General features: G+C 66.3%; 23 protein-coding genes. 4 read left to right on the top strand and 19 right to left on the bottom strand.

Annotated elements, in window-relative coordinates; genetic code table 11:
* Positions 1-16 precede the first annotated feature (16 nt).
* Positions 17-439, bottom strand: a complete 423-nt coding sequence (locus BSE24067_RS19550) for a YciI family protein (RefSeq protein WP_151065469.1) — start codon at positions 437-439, stop codon at positions 17-19.
* A gap of 122 nt (positions 440-561) precedes the next feature.
* Positions 562-915, bottom strand: a complete 354-nt coding sequence (locus tag BSE24067_RS19545; RefSeq protein WP_121858737.1) for a YciI family protein — start codon at positions 913-915, stop codon at positions 562-564.
* Between the two features lie 206 nt (positions 916-1,121).
* On the opposite strand from BSE24067_RS19545, the gene BSE24067_RS19540 reads away from it, so the two are divergent.
* From BSE24067_RS19540 to BSE24067_RS19525, 4 genes are all read left to right on the top strand, one after another.
* Positions 1,122-2,969 carry an ExeM/NucH family extracellular endonuclease gene (locus BSE24067_RS19540; protein ID WP_151065470.1) on the top strand — a complete coding sequence of 616 codons (1,848 nt, stop codon included), beginning with the start codon at positions 1,122-1,124 and terminating at the stop codon, positions 2,967-2,969.
* Between the two features lie 291 nt (positions 2,970-3,260).
* On the top strand, positions 3,261-3,647 hold the full coding sequence (locus tag BSE24067_RS19535) for an ElaB/YgaM/YqjD family protein (protein WP_040139310.1): 387 nt from the start codon (positions 3,261-3,263) through the stop codon (positions 3,645-3,647).
* 48 nt (positions 3,648-3,695) lie between these two features.
* Positions 3,696-4,280: a BPSL1445 family SYLF domain-containing lipoprotein gene (locus BSE24067_RS19530; RefSeq protein WP_151065471.1), complete on the top strand. Its 585-nt coding sequence runs from the start codon at positions 3,696-3,698 to the stop codon at positions 4,278-4,280.
* Positions 4,281-4,510: 230 nt separating this feature from the next.
* A complete protein-coding gene (locus BSE24067_RS19525; RefSeq protein WP_151065472.1) occupies positions 4,511-5,563 on the top strand; it encodes an AI-2E family transporter in 1,053 nt (350 codons plus the stop codon).
* Positions 5,564-5,917: 354 nt separating this feature from the next.
* On the opposite strand, the gene BSE24067_RS19520 is transcribed toward BSE24067_RS19525, so the two are convergent.
* From BSE24067_RS19520 to BSE24067_RS19440, 17 genes are all read right to left on the bottom strand, one after another.
* The gene (locus tag BSE24067_RS19520) at positions 5,918-6,934 is read right to left on the bottom strand and encodes an NADP-dependent oxidoreductase (RefSeq protein ID WP_151065473.1); all 1,017 of its coding nucleotides are present in this window, start codon (positions 6,932-6,934) and stop codon (positions 5,918-5,920) included.
* Positions 6,935-6,968: 34 nt separating this feature from the next.
* Positions 6,969-7,757, bottom strand: coding sequence for an SDR family oxidoreductase (locus BSE24067_RS19515; RefSeq protein WP_151065474.1), 789 nt, complete (start codon positions 7,755-7,757; stop codon positions 6,969-6,971).
* Positions 7,758-8,171: 414 nt separating this feature from the next.
* The gene (locus BSE24067_RS19510) at positions 8,172-8,759 is read right to left on the bottom strand and encodes a phosphatase PAP2 family protein (RefSeq protein WP_151065475.1); all 588 of its coding nucleotides are present in this window, start codon (positions 8,757-8,759) and stop codon (positions 8,172-8,174) included.
* An 81-nt stretch (positions 8,760-8,840) separates the two neighbouring features.
* Complete coding sequence (locus BSE24067_RS19505) at positions 8,841-10,157, bottom strand: Nramp family divalent metal transporter (protein ID WP_151065476.1); 1,317 nt, start codon at positions 10,155-10,157, stop codon at positions 8,841-8,843.
* 82 nt (positions 10,158-10,239) lie between these two features.
* A complete protein-coding gene (locus BSE24067_RS19500) occupies positions 10,240-11,007 on the bottom strand; it encodes a WecB/TagA/CpsF family glycosyltransferase (protein WP_151065477.1) in 768 nt (255 codons plus the stop codon).
* Positions 11,004-12,215 carry a prenyltransferase/squalene oxidase repeat-containing protein gene (locus tag BSE24067_RS19495; RefSeq protein WP_151065478.1) on the bottom strand — a complete coding sequence of 404 codons (1,212 nt, stop codon included), beginning with the start codon at positions 12,213-12,215 and terminating at the stop codon, positions 11,004-11,006. Before BSE24067_RS19495 ends, BSE24067_RS19500 begins: the two co-directional genes overlap by 4 nt.
* Complete coding sequence (locus BSE24067_RS19490; RefSeq protein WP_151065479.1) at positions 12,212-13,018, bottom strand: heparin lyase I family protein; 807 nt, start codon at positions 13,016-13,018, stop codon at positions 12,212-12,214. The genes BSE24067_RS19495 and BSE24067_RS19490 overlap by 4 nt, the downstream gene beginning before the upstream one ends.
* Before the next feature lies 1 nt (position 13,019).
* Positions 13,020-14,141 (bottom strand): glycosyltransferase family 4 protein, encoded by a 1,122-nt coding sequence (locus tag BSE24067_RS19485; protein ID WP_151065497.1) that lies wholly within the window; start codon positions 14,139-14,141, stop codon positions 13,020-13,022.
* Positions 14,141-15,448, bottom strand: a complete 1,308-nt coding sequence (locus BSE24067_RS19480) for an O-antigen ligase family protein (RefSeq protein WP_151065480.1) — start codon at positions 15,446-15,448, stop codon at positions 14,141-14,143. Before BSE24067_RS19480 ends, BSE24067_RS19485 begins: the two co-directional genes overlap by 1 nt.
* Positions 15,441-16,259, bottom strand: coding sequence for a glycosyltransferase family 25 protein (locus BSE24067_RS19475; protein ID WP_151065481.1), 819 nt, complete (start codon positions 16,257-16,259; stop codon positions 15,441-15,443). The genes BSE24067_RS19480 and BSE24067_RS19475 overlap by 8 nt, the downstream gene beginning before the upstream one ends.
* Positions 16,249-17,586 carry a flippase gene (locus tag BSE24067_RS19470; protein WP_244130460.1) on the bottom strand — a complete coding sequence of 446 codons (1,338 nt, stop codon included), beginning with the start codon at positions 17,584-17,586 and terminating at the stop codon, positions 16,249-16,251. The genes BSE24067_RS19475 and BSE24067_RS19470 overlap by 11 nt, the downstream gene beginning before the upstream one ends.
* Positions 17,587-17,602: 16 nt before the next feature.
* Positions 17,603-18,859, bottom strand: coding sequence for a UDP-N-acetyl-D-mannosamine dehydrogenase (gene wecC / locus BSE24067_RS19465; RefSeq protein ID WP_151065483.1), 1,257 nt, complete (start codon positions 18,857-18,859; stop codon positions 17,603-17,605).
* A 30-nt stretch (positions 18,860-18,889) separates the two neighbouring features.
* Entirely contained in the window at positions 18,890-20,068 is a 1,179-nt protein-coding gene (gene wecB / locus BSE24067_RS19460; RefSeq protein WP_151065484.1) for a non-hydrolyzing UDP-N-acetylglucosamine 2-epimerase, read from the bottom strand.
* Between the two features lie 20 nt (positions 20,069-20,088).
* Positions 20,089-22,341: a polysaccharide biosynthesis tyrosine autokinase gene (locus tag BSE24067_RS19455; protein WP_151065485.1), complete on the bottom strand. Its 2,253-nt coding sequence runs from the start codon at positions 22,339-22,341 to the stop codon at positions 20,089-20,091.
* A gap of 39 nt (positions 22,342-22,380) precedes the next feature.
* A complete protein-coding gene (locus tag BSE24067_RS19450) occupies positions 22,381-22,830 on the bottom strand; it encodes a low molecular weight protein-tyrosine-phosphatase (RefSeq protein ID WP_151065486.1) in 450 nt (149 codons plus the stop codon).
* On the bottom strand, positions 22,827-23,999 hold the full coding sequence (locus BSE24067_RS19445) for a polysaccharide biosynthesis/export family protein (RefSeq protein ID WP_477021218.1): 1,173 nt from the start codon (positions 23,997-23,999) through the stop codon (positions 22,827-22,829). Before BSE24067_RS19445 ends, BSE24067_RS19450 begins: the two co-directional genes overlap by 4 nt.
* 94 nt (positions 24,000-24,093) lie before the next feature.
* Positions 24,094-25,509, bottom strand: coding sequence for an undecaprenyl-phosphate glucose phosphotransferase (locus tag BSE24067_RS19440; protein WP_151065488.1), 1,416 nt, complete (start codon positions 25,507-25,509; stop codon positions 24,094-24,096).
* Positions 25,510-25,661: the final 152 nt, after the last annotated feature.

Below are 25,661 nucleotides of genomic sequence, written 5' to 3'. Positions count from 1 at the left end.
CCTGGTGACGACGCGTTCACACGGGCCGGCTGCGCCCGACGTTGAGGTCGCGAAACCGCTCGACCGCTTCGCTCGGCGTCAGGTCGTCGAGTTCGAACAGCGGCCGCACCTCGATCTCGCAGTCCATCTCCGCGCCGAACGGCGCCGGAAAGCGGCGCGTCCATTCCAGCGCTTCGTCGCGCGAGCGCACCTGGATCAGCGTATAGCCGGCGATCAGTTCCTTCGTCTCCGCGAACGGGCCGTCAACGACCGTGCCCTTGCCGCCGGTGTACCGCACGCGCCAGCCGCGCTTGCTCGGGCGCAGGCCGTTCGCATCGAGCAGCACGCCGGCGTTGGCCAGTTCCTCGTGATAGGCCGTCATCGCCTCGACCAGCCGGTTGTCCGGCAATGCGTCGGATTCGCTGACGGCGTTCGCCCGGATCATGATCATGAATCGCATCGCTCACTCCTTGTCGGTGAATAGCGGCGTCCGCTCATCGGCGCCTCATACGGACGACGGGCGGCAAGCCGCCGGATCGACGTGCGGCACGACGAATCCGGGTTAACACCGAGAAGCGGCCGTCACAGGAAACACGGGCCGACCGCACGGACTTCGACCGTGCACCATTGCGCGGCCGGGCACTGGCGCGCGATCTCGATCGCTTCGTCGCGCGTGTCGACGTCGACGATGAAGAAGCCGCCGACCATTTCCTTCGCCTCGGCGAACGGACCGTCGACGAGGCGCGTCTCGCCGTCGCGCACCTGCACGCGCGTCGCGCGTTCGGAACGCTCCAGCGACTCGACGCCGCGCAGCACGCCGCGCGCTTTCAGCGTCTCGGCAAAATCGACCATCCGCGCGTAAAGCGCCTGCCCGTCTTCCAGCGTGCGCTCGGCGCGCTGGCCGGTCGGTTCGACAATCAACAGCATGTACGACATGGAGATCTCCTGTAGGGCCGTGCGTGCAAGCGTTCGGATCGCGGGCCGAAATGACACGCCAGATGCGAAGCGTAACAGCCCCGGCGCGCGCTGCCGCCATCGTTGGCCGTTCGGCATCGGCCTGATGGCCATTTCGACCGCAACACGCGATTTTGCCGTCAAGATGCCGTCCCGAATGCTCGAATTTTCTTCCTGGGGAACGCTCCATGTCACGCCTGCCGCCGCCGTTCGCGCTCGCCGCCTCCGTCGCCCTTTGCACCGCGCCCGCCAGCGCCGCGCTGCCGGTCAGCGCCGACTGCGGCGGCCCGACCATGGCGATCGCCGACATCCGGCATCCCGGCGGCCGCTCGCCGCTGGCCGGCCGCACCACGTCGATCGAAGCGGTCGTCACCGCGGCATTCGGCGGCGCCGACGGCTTCGGCGGGTTCTTCGTCCAGCAGGCGGACGCGCAGCGGCGGCACCGGCCCGGCGTCCCGGAAGGCCTGTTCGTCTATGCGCCGAACGCACGCGTCCGCCCGGGCGAACTCGTGCACGTCACCGGCAGGATCGAGCAGAAATACGGCCGCACGCAACTGACGCTGTCGGGCCACGCGGCCGTGTGCGCACGCGGGCAGACCGTCACGCCGGCCTCGCTGACGCTGCCGGTCGACGACGACGCCGTTTTTGCCGCGCATGAAGGCATGCGCGTGCGGTTTCCGCAAACGCTGACGGTCAGCGACACTTTCGAGCTGGGCCGCTACGGCAGCATCGTGCTCAGCCACGGCCGCCTATACGCGCCCACTCACGTGGCGCCGCCGGCGCAAGCCGCCGCGCGGGCTGCGGTCAATGCGCGCAACCGGATCGTGCTCGACGACGGCTCGAGCCGCGTAAACCCCGCGATCGCCCGCTATCCGCCGCCCGCACTGAGTGCCGCCAACACGTTGCGCGCGGGCTACACGGTTCGCGGCGTCGATGGCGTGCTCGAGAAGCGCTACGGCACCTGGCGACTGCAGCCCGTACCGGCGATGGCGCCCGTATTCGACGCCGCGCCGAATCCGCGGACCGATGCGCCGGCGCGGCATCCGCAGGCCGACGTGCGCGTCGCGTCGTTCAACGTGTTCAACTACTTCAACGGCGACGGCGACGGCGGCGGCCTCGGCGACCAGCCCGTTCGCGGCGCGAAGACACCCGCCGCGTTCGCGCGACAGGAAGCGAAGATCGTCGCCGCGCTGCGCGCACTGGGCGCCGACGTGATCGGCCTGATGGAGATCGCGAACAACGGCTACGGCGAAGCAAGTGCCGTGCAGCGGCTCACGGCCCGGCTCGGCGACGGCTGGCGCGCGGTCCACCCCGGCACCGCGCGGCTCGGCCGCGATGCGATCGCGGTCGCGCTGCTGTACGACAGCCGGACGATCGAACCGGTCGGCCGCGCGTCGACCGTCGCGCTCGACGGGCGCAACCGCCAGCCGCTCGCGCAGACGTTTCGACGCATCGGCGGCATCCGCGCATTCACGGTCGCGGTCAATCACCTGAAGTCGAAGAACTGCCCGCGCGCCGCCGGCGCCGATCTCGACCAGTCCGACGGCCAGGGCTGCTGGAACGCGGCGCGCACGCGCGCGGCCGAGCGCATCGCCGCGTGGCTCGCGACGACCCCGACCGGCGCCGCGGCCGACGGCGTGCTGCTGATCGGCGACCTGAACAGCTACGCGAACGAAGATCCGCTGCGCGCACTCGAAGCGCACGGCTACACGAACCTCGTTGCGCGCTTCGCCGGCCATGCCGGCTACAGCTACGTATTCCGCGGCGAAGCGGGCAACCTCGACCACGCGCTCGCGACGTCCCCGCTTGCCGCCCGCGTGAAGGCCGTGCACGCGTGGCACGTCAACGCCGACGAACCGGTTGCGCTGCAATCCGTGCCCGATTACAAAACGCCGGCGCAACGGGCGGCCTATTACGCATCCGATGCATACCGTTCGTCGGACCACGATCCCGTCGTGATCGACCTTGCGCTGGACGAAGGCGCGATTCGAGCCGCCGCGGGCACGAAGCGTGCTCGGTCACGACATGGCGATTAGTGCAATTGCATCAACGAAACGCATGCAACGGCACTATTTACCTGATTCACCAGGCGACGCCATATTTACCGGACTTTCGCTTCGTGCAACGAGCCCGCTACGCCGCTTCGGCCGATTGCGAAATTTTTTCAACCGCCGGCCTGCCCGATGGAGCGGGGCTTCCCGGGGATCTTGCCGGCGAATTGAAAATTTGTCTCGAAACTCAATTGGCTGATGTGAATCACACTGGTTGCTGGGATTCGTCTTATCTTCAAATTGGCCTGCAAATCAAATCGAAGGAGGATAAACACCATGGCGCTCACCGACTCGATCGAACACAAGCTGGACCGCGGCCTGTCCGACATCCGTCGCACCGGCCGGCGCGTGGGACGCACGACGCGCGCGGCCGCCCGCGACCTGCATGCGGACGTGACCGACGATCTGCGCGGGCTGGTCGACGAACTGGAAGACCTGCTGAAGAACGATGGCGACGGCGATATCGCCGCGCTGCGCAAGCGCGTGCAGGCACGACTCGACGAGGCACGCAGCACGCTCGACTACGCGTCGGGCACCGCGGCCGCCCGGCTGCGCGAATCGGCCGAACGCGTGTCGCAAGCGGTGCACGACAACCCGTGGCAGACCGCGGGCGTCGTCGCGGGCCTCGCATTCGTCGCGGGCCTGCTCCTTTCCCGCCGTTGAGCGGGTTCATCCCGTCCGTCCTCAACCCGACAACGAAGGAGAAACGCCATGCAGAAATCCCTCGCCCTGAAAGCCGCCGCAGCCGTGATGATCGGCAGTCTCGCGCTGGCCGGTTGCACCACCACGCGTGACAAACCCGATAACGCAGCGACCAGCGCGTCGAAGCGCCAGTCGATCGACTCGAGCGTGAACGCGACGCTGTCGCGCCTCTATTCGACGGTGCCCGGTTCGCGTGACCTGGTATCGAAGGCGCGCGGCGTGCTGGTGTTCCCGAACGTGCTGCAGGCCGGCTTCATCGTCGGCGCGCAGTCCGGCAACGGCGCGCTGCGCGTCGGCGGCAGCACCGTCGGGTACTACAACACGTCGTCGCTGTCGATCGGCCTGCAGGCCGGCGCACAGTCGAAGGCGGTCGTGTTCCTGTTCATGACGCAGGATGCGCTCGACACGTTCCGCAAGTCCGACGGCTGGTCGGCCGGCGCCGACGCGTCGGTCGCGGTCGTGAAGGTCGGTGCGAACGGCGCGGTCGATACCAACACGGCGACCGCACCGGTCGAAGTGCTGGTGCTGACCAACGCCGGCCTGATGGGCGACCTGTCGGTGAACGGCACCAAGGTCACGAAGCTCAACATCTGACGATCCGGCGCGGCGCGGCCGCGTGTGCATCCCGGCAACGCCGCGGCTCCGGCCGCGGCGTTTTCGCATGTGCCGCGCGCAGCGGCTATGATGGCGGCACCTTTGCGGGCATACTGCCGTTCGGGCCGCCGTGCGGCGCGCCGCGCCGCGAATGCGTGACGTTCGCGAGCCGATCGCGCGCGTGGCAACGAGATTCAATCAAACCAGACAACAATCTGCGCGAACCTTCCATGGACAGCGGACACGATCACCAAAAATTCTTCTATTTCCTGTTGTTCGCGGTCACCGTCGGACTCTGCTGGATCCTCGCGCCGTTCTCCGGAGCCGTGTTCTGGGGCACCATTCTCGCGATCCTGTTCCAGCCGGTGCAGCGCTGGCTCGCCGCACGCTTCGGCAAGCGGCGCAATCTGGCCGCGCTCGTGACGATGTCGCTGATCATCCTGATCGTGATTCTGCCGCTCGTGTTCGTCATGGCGACGCTCGTGCAGGAAATCGCGTACGTGTACCAGGAACTCAAGGACGCGCCGCCGAACTATTCGAAGTACGTCCACGACATCATTCAGGCGCTGCCGACGTCGATTCAGCACCTGCTGCAGAAGTACGGGCTGACCAACGTTCCCGGTATCCAGAAGAAGCTGACGGACGGCGCCGCGCAGATCAGCCAGTTCGCGGCCGCGCAGGCGCTCAGCATCGGCCAGAACACGTTCCAGTTCGTCGTCAGCTTCGGCGTGATGCTGTACATGGTGTTCTTCCTGCTGCGCGACGGCGGCGAGATCGGCCGGCGCGTGCGCCGCGCGATCCCGCTCGACGAAGAGCACAAGAACCTGCTGCTCGCGAAGTTCACGACGGTTGTGCGCGCAACCGTCAAGGGCAACATCGCGGTCGCGCTCGTGCAGGGTGCGCTCGGCGGGCTGATCTTCTGGATCCTCGGGATCGAAGGCGTCGTGCTGTGGGGCGCGCTGATGGCGTTCCTGTCGCTGCTGCCGGCGATCGGCGCGAGCATCGTGTGGGTGCCTGCCGCGCTCTACTTCCTCGCGACCGGCGCGATCTGGAAATGCGTGATTCTGGTCGCGTTCTGCGTCGGCGTGATCGGCCTCGTCGACAACCTGCTGCGTCCGGTGCTCGTCGGCAAGGACACGAAGATGCCCGACTGGGTCGTGCTGATCTCGACGCTGGGCGGCATGGCGCTGTTCGGCATCAACGGCTTCGTGATCGGGCCGCTCGTCGCCGCGCTGTTCATGGCGAGCTGGGACATCTACGCACGCGCCGAACAGGGCGAGTGACGCGCGGCCGCGCCGCCCCGCTCATGATCGGTGCGGCGCGCCACGGATGACGAAACCCTGATCACGACGGGCGCCGCGGCGCCCGTCTCGCTTTCCGGCGCCGGCCCGGCCACCGTCGGCACGCCGTCGCGACAGCGCATCGTTCGATCGCGCTGCGCTGCCGACGCTGCCTGTTCCATCTTCGTCCGCAAGCGGAGCCGCGCTTTTCGCCGCGCAAAAACACGGCGACGTGACGCGCACGCCACGCTGCCTTTTGCCGGCGATTCACTTCAAGAACAGCGCGCGAAACAATATATGTGGCAAGCCGTCGATCGATGCCCCCTGTTCGAAGTCAACGCGCGAACGCGCGGCCGGTCATGCGTCCGGATCGACGCGCAGCACGAGCTTGCCGCGATGGTCGCCGTCGAACAGGCGATTGAGCACGTCCGGCGCGTTCTCGAGCCCGTCGGCAACCGTTTCCTCGGCCTTGAGCCGGCCGTCGCGCAGCCAGCCGGCGAGCGTCTGCACCGCTTCGCGGCTGTTGCGGTAGTCGAGGATCAGGAAGCCGCGCATCGTGATGCGTTTCGAGATCAGCACGCCGACGTCGTCCGCCGCGCGGCCGCTGTTGTAGTTCGAGATCACGCCGCACAGCGCGACGCGCCCGCCGATCACCATCCGCGACAGCACCGCGCGCATCACCTCGCCGCCGACGTTCTCGAAGTTCACGTGCACACCGTCCGGCGTCGCCCGCTTCAACTGCTCGCGGAAATCGTCGGCCTTGTAGTCGACCGCCGCGTCGAAGCCGAGCGTCTCGGTCAGATAGCGGCACTTGTCCGCGCCGCCCGCGATGCCGACCACGCGCGCGCCGTGGATCTTGCCGATCTGGCCCGCAATCGAGCCGACCGACCCGGCCGCCGCCGACACGACGAGCGTCTCGCCCGCCTGCACCGGCGCGATGTCGGTCAGCCCGTAGTACGCGGTCTGGCCGCTCATCCCGCACGCGCCGAGCAGCGTCGGCAACGGCAGGCCCGGCTGCGCGGGCAGCTTCACGAGCTGCGCGGCCTGGTCGGCCGGCACCACCGCGTAATCCTGCCAGCCGACGAGCCCCTGCACGAGGTCGCCTTCGGCGAAACCCGCGTGGCGCGACGCGACCACACGCCCGATGCCGAGCGCGCGCATCACGTCGCCGATCGCGACGGGCGGCAGGTATTGCGGCACGTCGCTCATCCACACGCGGTTGGTCGGATCCATCGACAGATACAGCACGCGCACGAGCACTTCGCCGTCGGCGAGCGCCGGCACCAGCGTTTCGACGAACGAAAAGTGTTCGCGGCCGACTCGCCCTTCAGGGCGCGTCTTCAGCAACAGTTGACGGTTCACGAGTGTCGCCACGATGTTCTCCTCCGGTAGTTGTGTTCGGCGCGCGTCAGACCGCGCACATACCGCCGTCGATCACGAGTTCGGCGGCAGTCACGAAGCGGCTCTCGTCGGACGCCAGATAGACGGCCGCATGCGCGACGTCGTCCGGATCGCCGAGCCGGCGCAGCGGAATGCCGCGCACGAGCTTGCGCGTCGCATCGCGTTCGCCGAGCGACTCAAACAGCGGCTCGACGATTCCCGTGCGGATGAACGCCGGGTGGATCGAGTTGCAGCGCACGTCGAGCTCGCGGCGCGCACAATCGATCGCGACCGATTTCGTCAGCGACGCGACCGCCGCCTTCGACGCGTTGTATGCGGTGAAATCCGGCTCGACCTTGAACGCGGCCACCGACGAGATGTTGATGATCGACGCGGGATGGCTCTCGGCCAGGTACGACAGCGCATGCTTGCAGCCGAGCACGATGCTCTCGACGTTGATCGCCATCACGCGCCGCCATTCGTCCAGCTCGATTTGCGCGGGCGAGCCGATCGAGCCCACGCCCGCGTTGTTGACGAGCACCGACAGCCCGCCCATCGCATCGACCGCCTGCACGAGCAGCGCCTGCCAGCGCGCTTCGTCCCGCACGTCCTGCGTGGCTGCGAACGCGACCGGCGTCGCGCGTCCCGCATTGAGCTCGTGCGCGAATGCGTCGAGCACCGCCGCATCGGCGACGTCGGTCAGGAACACGCGCGCGCCCTGCTCAACCATCCGGCGCGCGATCGCGCGGCCGAGGCCGCCGGCGGCGCCCGTGATGTATGCGCACTTGCCTGCGAGGCGCGGGGAAACGACTGTCATGGAAGCTTGCTCCTATCGTGGATCGTCGTGGCGGAAGCGTACCGCGACGGCCGTTGCCGTGCGCGAGCGCGACGACCGCCGATTGCGCGAGTATAGCGACCCGGCCGTTGCGCATCGGACAAACCGCGCAGGCCGCCGTGGTCCGCGCCGATCGAATGCACGCCAGCGTACGCGAATGCCGCCAATCGATGAAATGAATATTCATCATGCCCGGTCATAGGCACGACTGATGACATTCGCGCCGAAACCGCGCAACGCGCCCGATCAACCGGGATACCGGTTCGGCGAAGGCCGAACCCCGGCCGGCTTGTGCGGACGACGGGAAGCGAATGGAATGAGCCGCGGGACAGCCGCCGGGCGACGGTCGCATCCGGCGCCGGCGCGCCGATGCCCGGACCCTTCCGGGCAAGCTCGTCAGAAACCGTCGCCGGACGCGCGCATGAACGCGCAGAACTGCGGGGAATGCGTGTCGATCATCTGCTGGAACGGCGCGCGATGCCCGTATGCGATGCCGGACACGAGCAGCAGGCAGACGGCCGCGATGCGCGGCGAGAACGCGCGCCGCGGCAAGCGGTTGTACGCGTGCAGGAACGCCAGCGCGACCGTTGCGCCGAGCAGCCAGCCGACGACGACTTCGGGCGTCGTGTGCGAATGGTCGAACACGCGCGCGACGGCCGTCAATGCGCCGACGATGAGGCCGGCCGCCACGCCCGGCGCCTTGCCGGGGAGAAACGCCTGCCACAGCATCGACAGGGCGACCGTCCACACGGACGTCGACAGCATGGTGTGGCCGCTGATCACGCGGAAGTCGAACTGCGGGAGCTCGATCCCGCAGCCCGCGTAGAGGATCTTCGTGGCGCCGACGACGCTCATGCCGGCCGCAAGCAGCACGACCCAGCGCACCGCGAGCCGCCAGTTCGACAGCGCGAGCCAGAGCGCGCAGGTCAGCGCGACCGGCAGGGTCAGTGCGGCATCGCCTATGTTGCTGATTTCACTCCACATAACGGACTTCTGACAGCGGGAGAAAGGCCGCAGTTTAACGCAAGCGGGCCGTGCGCCTGTTTCAGCCTGTGACAGGCTGTATCAGCCCGCGACACCCGTGATCAGCAGCAGGTTCGTCCCCGTGATGACGACGAACAGCGCCCAGGCGACGGCCTGCGTCTTGCGGCCGATCGCGTGCTCCCCCATCGTTTTGCGGTCGCTGACCGATCTGATCAGCGGCCACATCGCGAACGGCAGCTGCAGGCTCAGCAGCACCTGGCTCCACACGAGCAGCTGTCCGACCGAGTTTTCGCCGAGCCAGAGCACGCCGATCAACGCGGGCACCAGCGCGAGCCCGCGCGTGATCAGCCGGCGCTGGTAGCACGGGATCTTCGTGTGCAAGAAGCCGTCCATGATCACCTGGCCGGCGATCGTGCCGGTCAGCGTCGAACTCTGCCCGGACGCGAGCAGCGCGATGCCGAACAGCAGCGCGGCCGCGCCGCCGGCGATCGGCGTGATCAGCCGGTACGCCTGTTCGATGTCGGTCACGTTGTGCTGGCCGGTCGCATGGAACGCGGCGCCCGCGACGATCAGGATCGCCGCATTGACGAGCATCGCGACGAACAGCGACACGCAGGTATCGATGCGCACCAGCGCGAGCGTGTCGCGGATCAGCCCGCGCGCGCCGCCGACCACATGGCGCGTCTGCACGACCGACGAATGCAGATACAGGTTGTGCGGCATGATCGTCGCGCCGACGATGCCGAGCGCGAGCACGATCGCGTCCTTGCGGTCGCGGCCGGGGTCGCCCGGCACGAGCCCCTTCGCGACCGCATGCCAGTCGGGCGGCGTGATCGCGACCTGCGCGACGAAGCAGAACGCCATCGTCGCGATCAGCCCGAGCACGATCGCCTCGATCTGCCTGACGCCCTTGCCCTGCAGCCCGAGGACGATCACCGTGTCGAGCGCGGTGAGCACGATCCCCCATGCGAGCGGCACGCCGAGCAGCAGCTTGAACGCGAGCGCGCAGCCGAGCACTTCGGCGATGTCGCACGCGATGATCGACACTTCCGCCGTGACCCACTGCAACACGCGCCCGAACGGACCGTAGCGGTCGTAGCTGGCCTGCGCGAGATCCTTGCCGGCGACGAGGCCGAGCCGCGCGGCGAGCATCTGCAGGAAGATCGCGGCGACGCTCGAGAACGCGACGACCCACAGCAGCGCATAGCCGAACTGCGAGCCGGCCTGGATGTCGGTCGCCCAGTTGCCGGGGTCCATGTAGCCGATCGCGACCAGCAGGCCAGGGCCGAAGAAGCGCTTGAGCTTCATCCAGCGCGACGCGCCGGCGTCGATCGTGATGCTGCCCTTTACTTCCGACGGGCAGAAGGGGGCGGTGGCGGTGGTGGGAAGGAGGGGCATGAGTCGGACGCCGTCGATAATGCGCTGATTGTACGAAAAGGCGGCGGCCCCGTGGCGGGAGCGTCGAACGCCCCCGAACAGCTCAATGCCCGATACGCCGTGTCGGCATGCGGCGCGGCCGCGCCGCGAAACGGGCGCGCAACAACATCCACGCGAATCGGCTATTGGTCGTCCAGTAACGCCTCCACATGCGTCTCGGCTCCTGAAGCACCCGAAACAGCCATTCGAGACCGGCTTTCTGCATCCAGGCTGGCGCACGTCGGACTTTGCCGGCAACGACGTCGAACGTGCCGCCCACACCCATCACGAAATCGACACCGAGTTCGGCCTTCCATCGATTGATGAAATTCTCCTTGCGCGGCGACGTGATCGCGACGAACAGCAACCGTGCGCCGGACGCGCGGATCCTGGACACCACGGCTTCCTCGTCATCCCAGAAATAGCCGTGATGAATCCCGGCGATCTTCAAGTGCGGATATTTTCTTGCGATCGCAGATGCGGCCTGGGTGACGACGGCATCGGTTCCGCCGAGCATGAAGACCGGCAGTCCATCCTCCTGCGCCATTTGCAGCAAACGATCGAACAGATCGATGCCGGCGACGCGCTCGCCGACCGGATGGCCGAGCGCACGCGCGCCCCACACCACGCCCATGCCGTCGATGTTGATGATGTCGCACGCCGTCACCGACCCGGCCAGTTCCCGGTCGGCCTGCATATTGACCAGCTTGGCCACGTTGACGACCACGTGCTGGGTGAACTGCCGATGCGCGATACGATTGCGGATCAACTCGACGGTTTCCGACATCGTCGCGACGTCCATCGGACAACCAAACAACTCGATTCGATTCATAGGACTTCCGGTCTGGATAGGCAAGCGTTGGCGGTATCGGCGGCGTGAACCCGGTTCGCGAGCAACGCGATCGCGTAGAACGCCCACGCCTGGGTCCACCGCAAATAATCGACGCGGTTCGTGAAGCGCGCGCTGCGCTGGTAGACGAAGCGGCCGTCGTCCGGCATGTAGAGCGTCTCCACCGCCCGCTCGAATGCGCGCACGGCCAACGCGTAGTCGGCTTCCGACGTCGAGACGGTCAGCAATGTGATCAGCGCCTGTGCAACGGAGTGCATATCGAGCGGCCAGACGCTGTCGTCGTAATATTTGACGGTTCCATCGGGCAGAAAGAACGTGTCCCGATAGTAGGCGAGCCCCTGATCGATCGACTCGGCGAACACGCGGGTTCGACACACGTGCTGCAGCCGATGCAGCGCTTCGAGGTTGTAGCCGGTATGGAACCCGTCGACGAAGCCGTGATGGCCGCGTAAGCCGTACGCCCACGCGCCGTCCGGTCGTTGCATCGAAGCCGTCAACCGTGCGGCGGCGATCGCGCGTTCGCGCATCGACGCGTCGGCGGTCCGCACCGCCGTTTCGGCCACGAACGCCGCACTCCACAGATTGGCGTTGTGAACGAACGCGCGCTCGCCCGGGATATAGGCGAAATAGCCGGCGCCCTGATGCGGCAGGTACAGCGCATCCAGGAAATGGCCCGCATCGACCGCCACGTCGGTGAAGCGGGCTTCGCCGGTGACGTCGCCCAGCGCGTACAACGCACGCGCGACGTAGCAGGTACTGATCGCATTCGGCGTGCCGACCGGCACGAAGAATGCCCGGGCAGCCCAGTCGAAGTGATAGCCCCATGCGCTGTGGCGCCAGCGCTTGCGGTCCACGCGCTGCTCCAGCAGCCAATCGCCGAGCGTGCGGGCCTCGTCGAGGCTCGCTCCGTCGCCGATGCGTCGTTCGCGCTCGAGCAGGCCGAGCACGATGAGCGCGACGCCCTTCGGATTGCGCATTCGCGGAACACCGAGGACTTGTCTGAAATTGAACGGGCTGCGTTTGTGCATCTGCAACCAGGCGATGCGGGCCATCGGAAATTTCGACAACCCGGTGTATTTGAACAAGCGGCTGTTCAAACCGTCGAACGGGTCGTGGCCGGCATACGCGTGTCGGCGGCAATGCGCCAGCACGGCGTCCGAAACCTGCACGGGATCGGGCGTGGCGCTCATTGCCGGGCCTTCCTGGCGCCGATCGCGACCTTGCCGAAGTACAGCGTGATGATGTCGACGTCCGACGGGTCTGTCTGCCAACCCGGCTTGTATACGCCGAACTTCAGATAGGCGCTCACGTCGCCGGGATACGCATTCGGCTTCCCGCTTCCTTCGAAAACGCTCGTGCCGTTTTTCCACAGGTGCGTGATCGCACGCTCGCCGCTTGCATCGGGTGTGTACTGCAGCACCCAGTCGACCCATTTCCCGCGATCGGCGGACGCGCAGCAAAGCCGCCCGCCGAATCCATGGGCGGTATTGGTGCCGCCGCGCACGGAGAACGTGTACTCGTTGCCGAGCAGCGTCAGCATGAACGGCGGCGATCCGACCAGGCCGCTCTGATGGATCTGCGTGATGATCTCCATCTGCCGGGAATCGAATGCAAAGTCGCGCGGCAGATAAGTGCGCCACCAGATCAGATAATCGTGCCCCGGAGAAAAGACGACGTCGCGGGGCAACGCGAATTCCGCGCGCGGCAGTCCATTGATCAGATACGTGAAATTTTCGCTTTTCTGGATCTGCACGCGAATCGACCGACGTGCGGGATCCGCCGGATCCGCTGCCAACATGACGTCCGAGCGCCGTACCGCCTGAATTTCGATGTCGCCGATTCCGCTTTGCCAGTCGTTCGTGTAAATCGGCCGGTAGGATTCGACATGCACCGATTTCGTGAAATCCGACGCCGACGCCATCGCATCGGCCGCAATCGTCAAGCCGATGCATGCTGCCACCAGCGCACGTCGAAAATCTCGCTTCGTATTCATGTCAGCTCCTTCCGACTAGTTGTCGATAACAATCCACATACCGGGCAACGACCGCCTCGGCTCCGTACAAGCGCCGCGCACGCTCGCGGGCAGCCTGCCCCATGCGTTCGCGAAGCGCCGGATCGCCGGCGATCGCGTGCATCGCGCGCGCGAGTGCCGCCGCATCGTCCGGTTCGACGAGGTATCCGGTGACGCCGTCATCGACCAGCTCGGCCAGGCCTCCCACGCGCGTCGCCACCACCGGCACCCCGTAGAACATGGCCTCCAGCGCGGCGATGCCGAACGATTCGAACCGGCTCGGCAGGCAGAACAGCGTGGCTTCTTGATAGAAGCGGGATTTGACCGACCCGGTGAGCCAACCGGCGAATCGAACGCGATCGTCCAGGGCCAACGCCTCCGCATGGTCGCGCCACCGCCGTGTATCGCCATCGCCCGCCATCACGAGATCGATAGCGCCGCCCATTGAATTCACCACGGCCAGCGCGTCGATCAACGTCGCGATCCCTTTTTGCTCGGACAGACGACCGGCAAACGCAATGTACGGGCGGTCGGGCACCCCCAATGCCGGACGACGCGCGTTCTGCGCATCGACGGCCGTATTCGCGATCACGCGCGCGTCGCCCGCACCATCCCTGAACCGGTTCAGCACGCGCACACACGCGTTCGAGACGCCTACCGCCGCATCCGCGCTGCCCACGAACCGGGCAACCGCCATACGGGTCAATGGGCCCGCCCGCTCTGCAAAGCGATCGAAATTTCCCGAGTGCAGATGGAAGACGACACGTCGCCGACAGAGTTTCGCGATCCGCGACAGCAGCAGCTTCCGATAAAACGATCCTCGTTCGGACACGTGAAAGTGCACGATGTCCGCGCTCCATACGTCGCGGAGAAATCGCGCAACGTCCAGCCACATGAAGCTCGCCGCATCGCGTACCTTGCGAAATCCGTGCGTTCCGAAGAACGCGATCTGAATCGACGCGTTCGCAAACGCGTCGCGCTGCGCCATCAGTTCTCCGAGCACCGACGCAATGCCGCCGCGCTGGCCATACCCGGGTCCGACGTGCAGCACGCGTATCCGGCGCGTGCCTGTCGGCTCTTTCGCATCCGTCGCAACCTTTCTCATCAGCACGCCCTCTCCCGCACCGCCCGCTGCATGTCGCGCCGGATCATGACCGCGATCAACGCGAGAAACGGGCTGATCACGGCCGAACCGAGCACGTGTCCGGCCGTGGAAGCCATCGCGAACAGCACGACAAAGAACAGCCGACCGAATCTGCGCGACATGGTGCGCGGCCCGCGGCACAGGAATGCACGCGAAAGCGCAGCGAAATAGACGGCGAAGAGCGGCAATCCGAGCATCAGGATCAGATCGGGAATGTCGATCTCGACCATGTAGCGCACGACCGGATATCCGCCCGTCAGCAACGCGACGAAATTGCGTTGCTGCAGATCGTCCCAGACGTTTGCGAATTTCAGGTTCCGTCCGGACAGCAGCAGCGTGAGCATCTTGTCGTTGCCGATACGTCCGCCCTGATGCGAGAAATAGCGCAGGCTCAGTTCCACCGCGTCGTTCACCGCCGGAATGAACAGATACGCGAGGATCGCCGACGACACCAGCACCGCAGCAGCCATGCCGACATAGCGAGTCGCCTTGATGACGTCGAAGCGCGCGTAACAGTAGGCGCACGTCATCCCCAGCGCGCCGACCACCGCGCCTTTCGTGCCGGACAACATCGCCGCGACCAGCATGCACGTCGCGAGCGCCGCGCTGCGCGCGCGCCAGCCGCGTGTCAACGCGTGCAGGTACGCGAATCCCAGCGCGACGACGATCAACGCGGCGGCTTCGTTCTGCGCGTAGACGATCCCCTTGTATCCCGAGCGAATGTGCGTCTCGGCCTGATAGCTGCGGAACATCTCGATCGACATCGCCGCGCCCATCACGATCGATGCGCCATAGATCGACAACACGACGAACACCACCGATTCGATCTGCGCGAGGCGCCGATCGCTGAGCAGCGCCATGGCCGCCGGATAGACGAAGAACGAAAACACCTTCAGCACGAACACGCTCTGCTCGATCACCTCGCGATCGGTCAGCGTGCCGAGCACGTAGGCGCCAAGCGTCACGCAAACCGCCAGCACCGCCGCGATCGTGATGCGAACGCCCGACATCCTCGCGCGAAACCCGGATAACGTGAACGCCAGAAGGCCGGCGACCATCACGCCGCGGACCAGCAGGGAGATGCGCGCGTCGTTCCCGTGCGACGCCGCGCTGTTCGTCATGTAGACGGACAGGAAGTCGCCGAGCGGTGACAACACGAGCCCGATGCCGAGGGTCGCCCATACCAGCGTCGCGGCGATTCGCGTCGCCGGATCGGTGACGAATCGCGGCGAGCGCGGCCCGTACGAGAAGCGAAGGCTGTCATCCATGGCGAGCGAAGAGTCGGCCGCGCGATGCGGTGAGCGTCAGCGTGGCCACGATCAGCCAGCGAAAGACGGCACGCAGCACGCGCAGCGGTTTGAGCAACCATTCACGCGCGCCGTGACGCCGCGACGACAGCGCGGCGCGCCCGGCTTCGATGGCGCTCGGCATCGTCTCGAATGCCTCCCACACCGCATACGGACGCAACTCGGCGATGCGCAACCCGCCGTGATCGCGATGCCACGGCCAGTCGTCCAGCAGAGCCGCGACCGGACCGCGCGCATGTTCGAGCGCCTTGCGCGCGCCGTCTACGCTGATCCAGTAACCCACCGATCCACTCGTCCATTGCTTGAACGGCACGCCGATCCGCAGCCCGCCGATCCGCCGCGCCCGCTTCAGCGGTTCGTACAGGTAGGCCAGCGCCGCACGATCGCGGGACAGTTTCGAGCGGCCCAGCAGCACGATGTCCGCATGGTCGGAGAGCACCTCACCCGGAATCGACAGCAGACGTTCGAACAGCGCGTGATCGAGCATCGCGTCATCCTCGAGCACGACGGCCGCGCGCCCCGACCGCACGATTTTTTCCCACACGCGGACATGGCTGATGAAACAGCCGACTTCACCGCGGCTCAGCGGTCGTCCGTAGCGTGCGATGACCCGCGCGGCGTCCGTCATGGCCGAGCACGCTTGCGCGTCGAGCGCCCGTGCATCGAACGCGTCCTCGAAGTCGAACTCGACGCCGTGACGGCTCACGATCTCGCGAATCGCCGCGCGTCTCGGCGAATCGACCAGCGATATCACGCGAATATCAAATGTCATGGCGCGCCTTCGTTCTGGTTGACCGCGCAAAGTGTTCGCGCAGCGTCGCCGACCGCGCGATCCACAATGCAAAGACCGCGAGCAATGCGAGCTCCGCAACGAGGTACGCGGCAGCCGCGCCGGCCGCGCCCCATCGCGGCACCAGCAGCACCGCGAGCACTATGTTGAGCACGCCAGCCGCGAGCATCACGCGCGCGCGTCGGCGTGCGCCGCCGAACGGCACCAGCACCTGGAGCCCGAGGAAATACGCGAGATTGCCGAACAAGGTCGACAAGCAGAGGACGTTCACGATCGACGACGCGCCGGCGAATTTGTCTCCGAGCACGAGCCGCGTCAGCACATCCGAACAAGACAGGCAGATCGCAATGCCGATACTCGTCACGAACACGATCGCAATGCCGCCGGATATCGTGAGCCGGGCGGCTGCACGCGCGCCCTCCGGTTGCCGCTGTGCGAACAGCGCGGCAATCCGGGGATAGAGAACCGTGTTGATCTGCGCGGGCACCATGTTTCCCGCGGTCTTCAACTTGTCCGCCGCGGCATACAGTCCCACTTGATACGGTCCGCCGAGCGCCCCGACGATCACCGTGTTCGCAGCGCTGAACAGGCTGACCGATGCGGTGGACACGAACATGTCCGCCCCGTCGGCCAATTGCGCGCGAATTGCACGCCACGAAAAATGCCGGTGGCCGAGCAACCCGAGGCGGCGCGCCATCAGCATCGAACCGCCGGCCGCGAGCACCGACGTCAGCGACTGGATCGCGATCGCCATGTCGACGTCCGCCGGCGAGCGGACCAGCCAGAACGTCAGCGGCAATGCCGCGAACCGGCTCGCCAGCGCGACCGCGGTAAACGACGAGAATCGCTCGAGCCCCTGCAACAGCCAGTTGAGCGTCCACACGTTCGCGATCACACCCAGCCAGCCGATCCAGATCGCCGTGGACATGGCCGCGAGCGTGCGGTCGGCCATCAGCACGACGGCCAGAATCGCGCCGGACGCCACGCACAGGCACGCCTTCGCGCCGACGATCGACCAGACCAGCTCGCTCAACCGCCGCGGATCGCCGCGACACTGCGCGACCGCTCGCGGGCCGCTCAGGTTGAACCCCCATTCGGTCAGTATCGTTCCATACACCGTCAGCGCCGTGACATAGCCGACCACGCCGAATTGCGCCGGACCGAGCACGCGGGTCAGATACGGGAACGTCGCGAGCGGAATGGCATACATGCCGATCTGCCACAGCAGCATCGCGGCGAAATTGCGGCCGAGCCCTGCCCCGCCCGGCCGTGGGCCGGACGATGTGATCGCACGGGCTGCGTTCGACATGCGCGCCGTCATCGGATCACGCCGCCTGCCGCTCGCGCGCCAGCAACCCGCGCGTATCGATCACGATCTTCGTGTGCAGCTTCATCGGATCGATCTGCTTGAATTGCCGATGATCGACGAGGATCACGACGATATCCGCGCGCGCCAGCGCATCGGCAACCTCGCCGAGCATCACGCGCCCTTCCAGCGATGCGGGAAGCTGACGGATGTTCGGCTCGACCGCGATGACCTGCCCGATCTCGCGATTCGCCAGCTCGCGGACGATGCCGACGGCCGGACTCTCGCGCAAGTCGTCGATGTCGGCCTTGAACGCGAGCCCGAAGCACGCGATCACCGGCTCGCGAAAGCGCTTCGCGACATGCTCGATCCGGTCCAGCACGTGGTTCGGCTTGTCGTCGTTGACCGTGCGCGCGGTGCGGATCAGCCGCGCGTGCTCCGGCGCGGAATCGACGATGAACCACGGATCCACGGCGATGCAGTGCCCGCCTACGCCGGGCCCCGGTTGCAGGATGTCCACGCGCGGATGCCGGTTCGACAGGCGAATCAGTTCCCACACGTTGATGTCGAGCGACTCGCAGATGACCGACAGCTCATTGGCGAACGCGATATTGACGTCGCGGAACGAATTCTCGGTCAGCTTGCACATTTCGGCCGTACGCGCATCGGTCAACACGCACTCGCCGCGCACGAAGACCCGATACAGTTCCGCGGCCTGCTCGCTGCACCGCCGCGTCATGCCGCCGATCACGCGATCGTTTTCCACCAGTTCGCGAATCACGTGCCCCGGCAGCACGCGCTCGGGGCAGTGCGCGATCCGAATATCCGACTGTTCGCCGGCCTGCTGCGGGAACGTGAGATCGGGCCGCATCGCCGCGAGCCACGCGGCGATCTTTTCGGTCGTGCCGACCGGCGACGTCGATTCCAGCACGACGAGATCGCCCTTCTTCAGGACGGGCCCGATCGCGCGGCTCGCCGCCTCGACGTGGGTCAGATCCGGCTTGTGTCCCGCGCCGAACGGCGTCGGAACCGCGATCAGGAACGCATCGGCCGGCTCGATCGTGTCGGTTGCCCGCAGATGTCCCTGCGTCACGGCCGCACGTACCAGCATGTCGAGCTCCGGCTCGACGATATGCACGTCGCCGCGATTGATCGTATCGACCGTCGCGCGATTGACGTCGACGCCGACCACCGATTTACGTCGCGCCGCGAATGCGGCGGCGGTCGGCAAGCCGATATAGCCGAGCCCGATTACGGAAATGACATCGAAAGACATGGATGGATCTCGCTGTATTGGGAATAGGGTTCACGCAAACCGGGCGGCCGCCGCTGCCGCCGTGCATGATTCGGGCGCGGGAGCCGTCAGCAGGTCGACGATGCGCTCGCTCGCGTGGCCGTCGCCGTACGGGTTGTGCGCGCGGCTCATCGAGTGGTACACGTCCGGGCACTCCCACAGCTGCGTGACCGCGCTGACCAGCCGATGCGCGTCGGTGCCCACCAGCCAGACCGTCCCGGCCGCAACGGCCTCCGGACGCTCCGTCGTATCGCGCATCACGAGCACCGGCTTGCCGAGCGACGGCGCTTCCTCCTGAATGCCGCCGGAGTCGGTCAGGATCAGCCACGCGCGACTCATCAGATAGACGAACTGCAGATATTCCTGGGGTTCGATGAGCACGACGTTGTCAATGTCGCCGAGCAAGCGCGTCACCGGCTCGCGGACGTTCGGATTCAGATGCATCGGATAGACGATCCGGCACTCGGGAAAACGCGTCGCGATCGTCGCCAGTGCCGTGCAGATCCGTTCGAAACCCACGCCGAAATTCTCGCGGCGGTGCCCGGTCACGAGGATCATTCGGCGCGCGTCGCCGAGGAACGGAAATGCGGCACGCATCCGCGACGCCAGCTCCGGCTCATGCGCCAAACGTTCGGTCACTGTCAGCAATGCGTCGATGACCGTGTTGCCCGTCACGTGAATCCGTTCGGCAGCCACGCCTTCGGACAGCAGGTTCGCCTTCGACGTCTCGGTCGGCGCGAAATGATGCAGCGCGAGCGTGCCGGTCATTTTCCGGTTGGCCTCCTCGGGCCACGGCGCATACAGGTTGCCCGTGCGCAGGCCGGCCTCCACGTGTCCGACCGGAATGCGCCGGTAATACGCGGCCAGCGAAGCACCGAGCGTCGTCGTGGTGTCGCCGTGCACGAGCACCAGGTCCGGCTTGAACGATTCGAGAACCGGATCGAGCGTCGTCAGGATCTGACCGGTGAGGTTGCCGAGCGTCTGCCCGTTGCGCATCAGGTCGAGATCGAAATCGGGCACGATGCCGAACAGGTCGAGCACCTGGTCGAGCATTTGCCGATGCTGAGCGGTCACGCATACCGCGCATCGCACGCCGGCACGCGCCTTCAGCCGCCGCACGACGGGCGCCATCTTGATGGCTTCCGGCCGCGTGCCGAAAGTGACGAGAATGTTTTCATGACGGACAGTCATCGGCTTCTCCGTGAAACGGCTCACATCCGCTCGGCGCGTGCTTCCGCGTCGGCGCCTTCGTACGCATACGCGCCGTAGTTGCCGTACTGCGCGGAGCGCAGCCCCGGCCGGAAGCCGTTGAACACCACGCCCGTCACCGTCGCGCCCACGCGCTCGATCCGCTTCACCGATTCCAGGATCTCGCCCTGGGTCGTCATGCCGGAGCGGGCGGCGAGCAGAATCGTGCCCGCGTGCCGCGCGAACACCGTCGCGTCAGTGACCGGCAACAGCGGCGGCGCATCGAGCAGAACGATGTCGTAGCGATGCGAAACGTCGGAGAGCACCATCGCGAGGTCGTTCGACGCGAACAGCTCGACCGGCTGCCCGACGCGCGGGCCGGTGGGCAGGAAGTCGACATGCGGCGACACACCGCGCACGATCGCCTGATCGAGCACCGCTTCGCCGCGCAGGACGCTCGACAATCCGGACGCCGACTGGGCTCCGAAATCCTTCGCGAGACGCCCGCGCCGCAAATCGCCGTCGATCAGCAACACGCGCTTGTTCGATTGACCGAGCAGCGCCGCGACGTTTGCCGAGATGAACGACTTTCCGATGCCGGCGGACGGTCCCGTGACGAGCACCACGTTGTTTTTCGGCCGATCGAGCAGCAGGAACTGCAACGCCGTGCACAGGCTCCGCAGCGCCTCGACCGCCGGCTCGTGCGGCCGGGCCAACGCCAGAATCGTCGCGCCCTGGCTCGCGCCCGTGCCGGCCCGCGTCAGCTGGCGCTGCACGGGACTGAGCGGAATCGTCGCGACGACGTTCAGGCCGGCGTCGCGCTCGATGTCCGACGGATCGGTCACGCCGCCGAACAGCACGGCCCGCGCGATCGCGACGCACGCGCCCGCCACGAGGCCGATCACCGCAGCCAGCGCGACGACGAGCGCCGGCTTCGGCCACACCGGCTGATCCGGAACGATCGCGTGGTCGATCACGCGCACGTTGCCTATCTTGCTCGCCGTCGCGAGCCGCAACTGCTGGATGCTGTTCAGCAGCCCGACATAGATTTCCGTCTGTACGGTCACGTCCCGCCGCAGCCGGACGATGTTCTGCTGCGCGTCGGGCAGACGCTGGATCGCGTCGTTGAACGTGCCGACGTTGGCCTTGGCCGCGGCGATCTGCTGGTCGAGCGACGCAAGCTGCGGATGCTCCGGCGTGTAGACGGACGCCAGTGCCTTGCGCTTCTGCTCCAGTTCGAACAACGAGGTCTGCGCCGTGACCGACTGGTTCAGCATCGCCTTCGCCTGCTCGGTCAGGTCGATCACCTCATGCTTCGTCTGGTAGGCGTTCAGGCGATCCTCGACCGCGCGCAACTGCTTCTCGACGTCCGGAACCTGCTCGGTCAGGAAGCGCAACGATTTCTCCGCGGTCGCCGCCTTCCGGTCGGCATTCTGGCGAACGTAGTTGTCGGCGATCTCGTTCAGCACGGCAGCGCCCAGGACCGGATCGTCGTTCTCGTACGCGACGCCGATGACGCCGGACTGATCCTTGCCCTTTTCGGTGATGGTCAGCGCCTTCTGCAGTTTCGTCAGCATCTTCTGCTTCGAGAATGCCTTGACGACGAATTGCGCACCCGGGCGCCCTTCGATCGCCGCTACCGTCAGCGTTACGTCGCCGGCCGGCGTGCCGACATGCAGCGGGACGCCGATCCGGCCCGTTGCGTCGGCGTCCAGGTCGCCTCCCGAGAGACGAAAGCGGCCATCGCCGACGAACGTGACGAAGAACCGGTCCTCGAGGAAATCCCGCGGCACCTCGAATGCCGACACCGAAATACGTTCGCCGCCCCACACGAATCCGCCCATCCCGAACAGGCCAGGGGTGGACAGCTTCTTGTTGAAGCGTGCGATCACCGCGCCGATGATCGGGAAATGGTTGGGCTTCGCATCGATGGCCAAACGCTGATCGGCGACGACCGGCTCGGTGACGAGTCTCGATCGCAGGATCTCCATTTCGCCGTCATCCGTCGACTTGACGTCGAACAGCGAGCCGAGACCGCCGACGAGACCGCCGGCCGCCCCGCCCATCATGTCGGCGCCGTTGCTCTCGACCTGCACGACGATGTCGACGCTGTAGACGGGCTTCGCGACGAGCGCGTAGAGGCCGCCGAACAGCACGAAGACGCACGTGACGATGCCGATGATCCCGACGTTCTTGATCATCATGTCGGCGATGCCGCGAATGTCCACTTCGTCCGGGTCTCGCGGGAATTGAGCGGATGCTTTCATAGAGTTCATGTTGACTGCCGATATCCTTGGGCCGACGAGCCGAACGGCTCAACGGGCACGTTCGATCAGGTTGCCGATGCGCTCGACCCAGTCGTTGACGCCGTGTTCGATCAGCGTCAGCGCATAGTCGTAGCTGCGCTGCGACCGGCGGTACGGATCGGCCACGTCGGACGGAAAGGCTTCGGCGATGCGATAGATGCGCCCTCGCGATGCGGGATGGAAGCGCTCGATCGCCCTGCGTTGCTCGAGCTCCATCACGAGAATCAGGTCTGCGGCGCTGCACATGCGCTCGTCGAGCCGTCTCGCGCGGTGCGTCGACATGTCGATTTCCCGCGACTTCAGCAGCGCCGCGGCAACCGGATCGATCGCCATCCCGTTCCTGGCCGACAAACCGGCCGACGACACCGTCACCCCGGGCAGCAAGCGCTGGAACAAGCCCTGCGCCATCGGGCTGCGGCACACGTTGCCGTGGCAAACGACGAGCAGATGCTTGATCATTTGGAGACGATCGCCGCGGTCAGGCCTGCGTTGATGGCGGGCAGCAGCAGGCTCAGAACCCGGCTGAATCGGACGAGCCCGTTGCCGTCGACGTAGACGACGTCTTTCGGCCGCAACTCGAACTGGTTCGCCAGCACCATCGATACCGGCGATCGCGCATCCAGGTGATAGACCTGCGGCGTCTCGCCGTGCGCGCCGCGAATCACGTAGAGTTGCGCAGCGTCGGCGCTCGTGCTGTTGAGGCTGCCGGCTTGCGACAGCGCGTCGCTCAACGTCAGCTTGCCGGTTCGCAGCGGCAACGCCGTCACCGGCTTGGCCACCTCGCCCATCACGTACACACCGTTGTCTTCGCGCGGCACGACGCGCAGCAGATCGCCGTCGCGCAGCGCGATCGACGCCGGGTTCACGTTGCGCGCAAGCATGCCCGGCACGTTGAGCGGATACGACACGCCGTCGCGCACGAGCACCAGATGGCTCTGATCCGCCGTGGGAGCGAATCCGCCCGCGCGATTGACCGCCTCGAACAGCGTCATCGGAATATCGTTGATCGGCACGTTGCCCGGCGTGCGGACCTCGCCGTCGACGTAGATCTGCTTCGCCCTGAACGACGCGACCCTGACCATGACCTTCGGCGTGACGAAGTAGCGCGCCATCGCCGTCGTGATCGCGTTGCGCGCGTCGTCCACCGTGAGTCCGGCCACATGCACGTTCCCCGCATACGGCACCTGCACGTTGCCGACGTTGTCGACGACGAAACCCTGCGGCGGATCGAACGGGCGCCCGTTCGTCTGCTGCGGTGCGCCCTGCGCCTGCGTCAATTCCGGATGATCCCAGACCGTGATCTGAAGGACGTCGCCCGCGCCGAGCGTATAGGGCTGGGCCTTGCCGACGAGCGATCTGACACGCTCGCCGTCGTCGGCGCTGGCCGCCGCGCTGAGCTGGCGAATCAGCGTCGCGTTGATTTCCTCGATCGGAATCTGCATCGACTCCGCGGGCGCGTTGCCGCCCCCGCCGGATACCGCGAGCGTCGCGGGTCCGGTCATGCGCATCCCGGGCGCGGCGGCACATCCCGACAACACCAGGCACGCGCTCGCGATGAACATTGTCGTCCAGCGACCGCGCAGGCCTGGCGAGCCGAACCGGACAGCTTGTTTCACTCGATTTTTCATGGTTTCGATTTCATCGACACGCTTGTACACATCCGCCTTCCGTCGTCACGCCAGCGGCCTTCTCACCCCGCGCGACGCCCTCGCCGCCGCGCAATCAATACGCATTGCTTCCCGCGAACCCTTTCAGAATCGTCGCGCCCACGATCCTCATATCCAGCCCGAACGACCAGTTCTGCAGGTAATAGAGATCGTGCTCGACCCGCCCCTGCATCTTCTCGATCCGATCGGTTTCACCCCGATATCCATTGACCTGCGCCCACCCCGTCATTCCGGGTTTGATCCGGTAGCGCTGGATGTAGCGATCGACGACCTTGCGATACAGCTCGTCATGCTCGAGCGCATGCGGACGCGGCCCGACGACCGACATGTCGCCCAGCAGCACGTTGATGAACTGCGGCAATTCATCGAGACTCGTGCGGCGCAGGAAACGCCCGAGCGGCGTGATCCGCGCATCGTTGCGAGTCGCCTGCACGACCACGCCCGGCTGCTCCGCATGCAGCCGCATCGTGCGAAATTTGTAGATGCGGAACACGCGTCCGTCCGCGCCCTTGCGGCGCTGCCTGAAAAATACGGGCCCGCGCGACGTCGCCTTGACGGCGATCGCGATGATCAGCATCACGGGCAGCAGCGCGACGAGCGCGCACGCCGCGAAGCACCGATCGAAAATCTCCTTGCTCAGCAGCGCATGCGGCGGCAACGGCGACGCGGCCAGATTGATCGCCGGCACGCCGAGCACGTCGGTCATCGCGCTGTCGAACAACGACAACGTGCTGACGTCCGGCATGAAGCGGATGTTCACGAGCTCGTCGCGGAATTCGGATACGAACCGCAGGATCGTGCGTTCCTCCGACAACGGCAGCGCGAGCCAGAGTTCGCGCATGCCCTGCTGGCGTACATACGCAATGAACGCGGCTTCGTTCTCGAACGCCGGAATACCGGCCACCGTCCCGCGCGCCGCGGAATCGGCGTCGAACACCGCAGCGGCCCGAAACCCGCTCGCGGGCGCCCGCTCGATCGTGCCGAGTACGCGACGGCAATACTCGCCGCGGCCGACGACCGCGACCGATCGCAGATTCATGCCCGCATGCCGCAACCGACGCAGCATCGCGTGCACGGCCAGCCGCACCACGACGAGTGCGGTGCCCGTCATGCCCGTCCAGTATGCGAACCACAACCGCGACACGGTGTCCGACCTGTGAAGCGTGAACGTCACCACCAGCGCACCACCCTGCGCGATCAGCCAAGCCAGCGCCAGTTGCCCGGCCAACCGGAACAGCGAGCGCCCGCGCCACGACTGATACACACCGAACGTCGGAAACAACATCAACGAAAAGGCACTCGAAAACGCAACGACCGACACGTCGAACCGGGCATTCATCACCGCGTCGAAACGGAAATGCGCTGCCAGCACCGCACCGAACACGATCAGCATCAGATCGACCGTACGCGCGACGGCGCCCTGGACGCTCGGCGCAACCGACCTGTATTCGAAATGTGACGTGTCGCTCATCTAGCCCCCGCATTCGCGACGTAATCGGCAGCGCCGGAATACCGGAGCCTGCTCGCTTGCATGAACCGTTGCACCACTGCGCGCGACGGCATGCGTGAAGCCGGTCGATAGCCGCTCGCCATAGAGGATTCCTATTTATCGCTCTCCATGAG

Origin of the sequence: Burkholderia latens, from assembly GCF_902499045.1 — a bacterium.
Taxonomy (GTDB): Bacteria; Pseudomonadota; Gammaproteobacteria; order Burkholderiales; family Burkholderiaceae; genus Burkholderia; species Burkholderia latens.
The sequence above is the reverse complement of the archived record's forward strand: the minus strand, read 5'-3'. Positions and strand labels throughout refer to the sequence as shown.

What these genes read in the sequence shown, in the direction of transcription:
- BSE24067_RS19505 (WP_151065476.1), bottom strand. Translation starts at nt 10,157, where the DNA reads ATGCCCCTCCTTCCCACCACCGCCACCGCCCCCTTCTGCCCGTCGGAA.
- BSE24067_RS19525 (WP_151065472.1), top strand. Translation starts at nt 4,511, where the DNA reads ATGGACAGCGGACACGATCACCAAAAATTCTTCTATTTCCTGTTGTTC.
- BSE24067_RS19545 (WP_121858737.1), bottom strand. Translation starts at nt 915, where the DNA reads ATGTCGTACATGCTGTTGATTGTCGAACCGACCGGCCAGCGCGCCGAG.
- BSE24067_RS19540 (WP_151065470.1), top strand. Translation starts at nt 1,122, where the DNA reads ATGTCACGCCTGCCGCCGCCGTTCGCGCTCGCCGCCTCCGTCGCCCTT.
- BSE24067_RS19515 (WP_151065474.1), bottom strand. Translation starts at nt 7,757, where the DNA reads ATGACAGTCGTTTCCCCGCGCCTCGCAGGCAAGTGCGCATACATCACG.
- BSE24067_RS19455 (WP_151065485.1), bottom strand. Translation starts at nt 22,341, where the DNA reads ATGAACTCTATGAAAGCATCCGCTCAATTCCCGCGAGACCCGGACGAA.
- BSE24067_RS19500 (WP_151065477.1), bottom strand. Translation starts at nt 11,007, where the DNA reads ATGAATCGAATCGAGTTGTTTGGTTGTCCGATGGACGTCGCGACGATG.
- BSE24067_RS19550 (WP_151065469.1), bottom strand. Translation starts at nt 439, where the DNA reads ATGCGATTCATGATCATGATCCGGGCGAACGCCGTCAGCGAATCCGAC.
- BSE24067_RS19495 (WP_151065478.1), bottom strand. Translation starts at nt 12,215, where the DNA reads ATGAGCGCCACGCCCGATCCCGTGCAGGTTTCGGACGCCGTGCTGGCG.
- wecC (WP_151065483.1), bottom strand. Translation starts at nt 18,859, where the DNA reads ATGTCTTTCGATGTCATTTCCGTAATCGGGCTCGGCTATATCGGCTTG.
- BSE24067_RS19530 (WP_151065471.1), top strand. Translation starts at nt 3,696, where the DNA reads ATGCAGAAATCCCTCGCCCTGAAAGCCGCCGCAGCCGTGATGATCGGC.
- BSE24067_RS19490 (WP_151065479.1), bottom strand. Translation starts at nt 13,018, where the DNA reads ATGAATACGAAGCGAGATTTTCGACGTGCGCTGGTGGCAGCATGCATC.
- BSE24067_RS19440 (WP_151065488.1), bottom strand. Translation starts at nt 25,509, where the DNA reads ATGAGCGACACGTCACATTTCGAATACAGGTCGGTTGCGCCGAGCGTC.
- BSE24067_RS19445 (WP_477021218.1), bottom strand. Translation starts at nt 23,999, where the DNA reads ATGAAAAATCGAGTGAAACAAGCTGTCCGGTTCGGCTCGCCAGGCCTG.
- BSE24067_RS19475 (WP_151065481.1), bottom strand. Translation starts at nt 16,259, where the DNA reads ATGACATTTGATATTCGCGTGATATCGCTGGTCGATTCGCCGAGACGC.
- BSE24067_RS19470 (WP_244130460.1), bottom strand. Translation starts at nt 17,586, where the DNA reads ATGTCGAACGCAGCCCGTGCGATCACATCGTCCGGCCCACGGCCGGGC.
- BSE24067_RS19510 (WP_151065475.1), bottom strand. Translation starts at nt 8,759, where the DNA reads ATGTGGAGTGAAATCAGCAACATAGGCGATGCCGCACTGACCCTGCCG.
- BSE24067_RS19485 (WP_151065497.1), bottom strand. Translation starts at nt 14,141, where the DNA reads ATGAGAAAGGTTGCGACGGATGCGAAAGAGCCGACAGGCACGCGCCGG.
- wecB (WP_151065484.1), bottom strand. Translation starts at nt 20,068, where the DNA reads ATGACTGTCCGTCATGAAAACATTCTCGTCACTTTCGGCACGCGGCCG.
- BSE24067_RS19450 (WP_151065486.1), bottom strand. Translation starts at nt 22,830, where the DNA reads ATGATCAAGCATCTGCTCGTCGTTTGCCACGGCAACGTGTGCCGCAGC.
- BSE24067_RS19480 (WP_151065480.1), bottom strand. Translation starts at nt 15,448, where the DNA reads ATGGATGACAGCCTTCGCTTCTCGTACGGGCCGCGCTCGCCGCGATTC.
- BSE24067_RS19535 (WP_040139310.1), top strand. Translation starts at nt 3,261, where the DNA reads ATGGCGCTCACCGACTCGATCGAACACAAGCTGGACCGCGGCCTGTCC.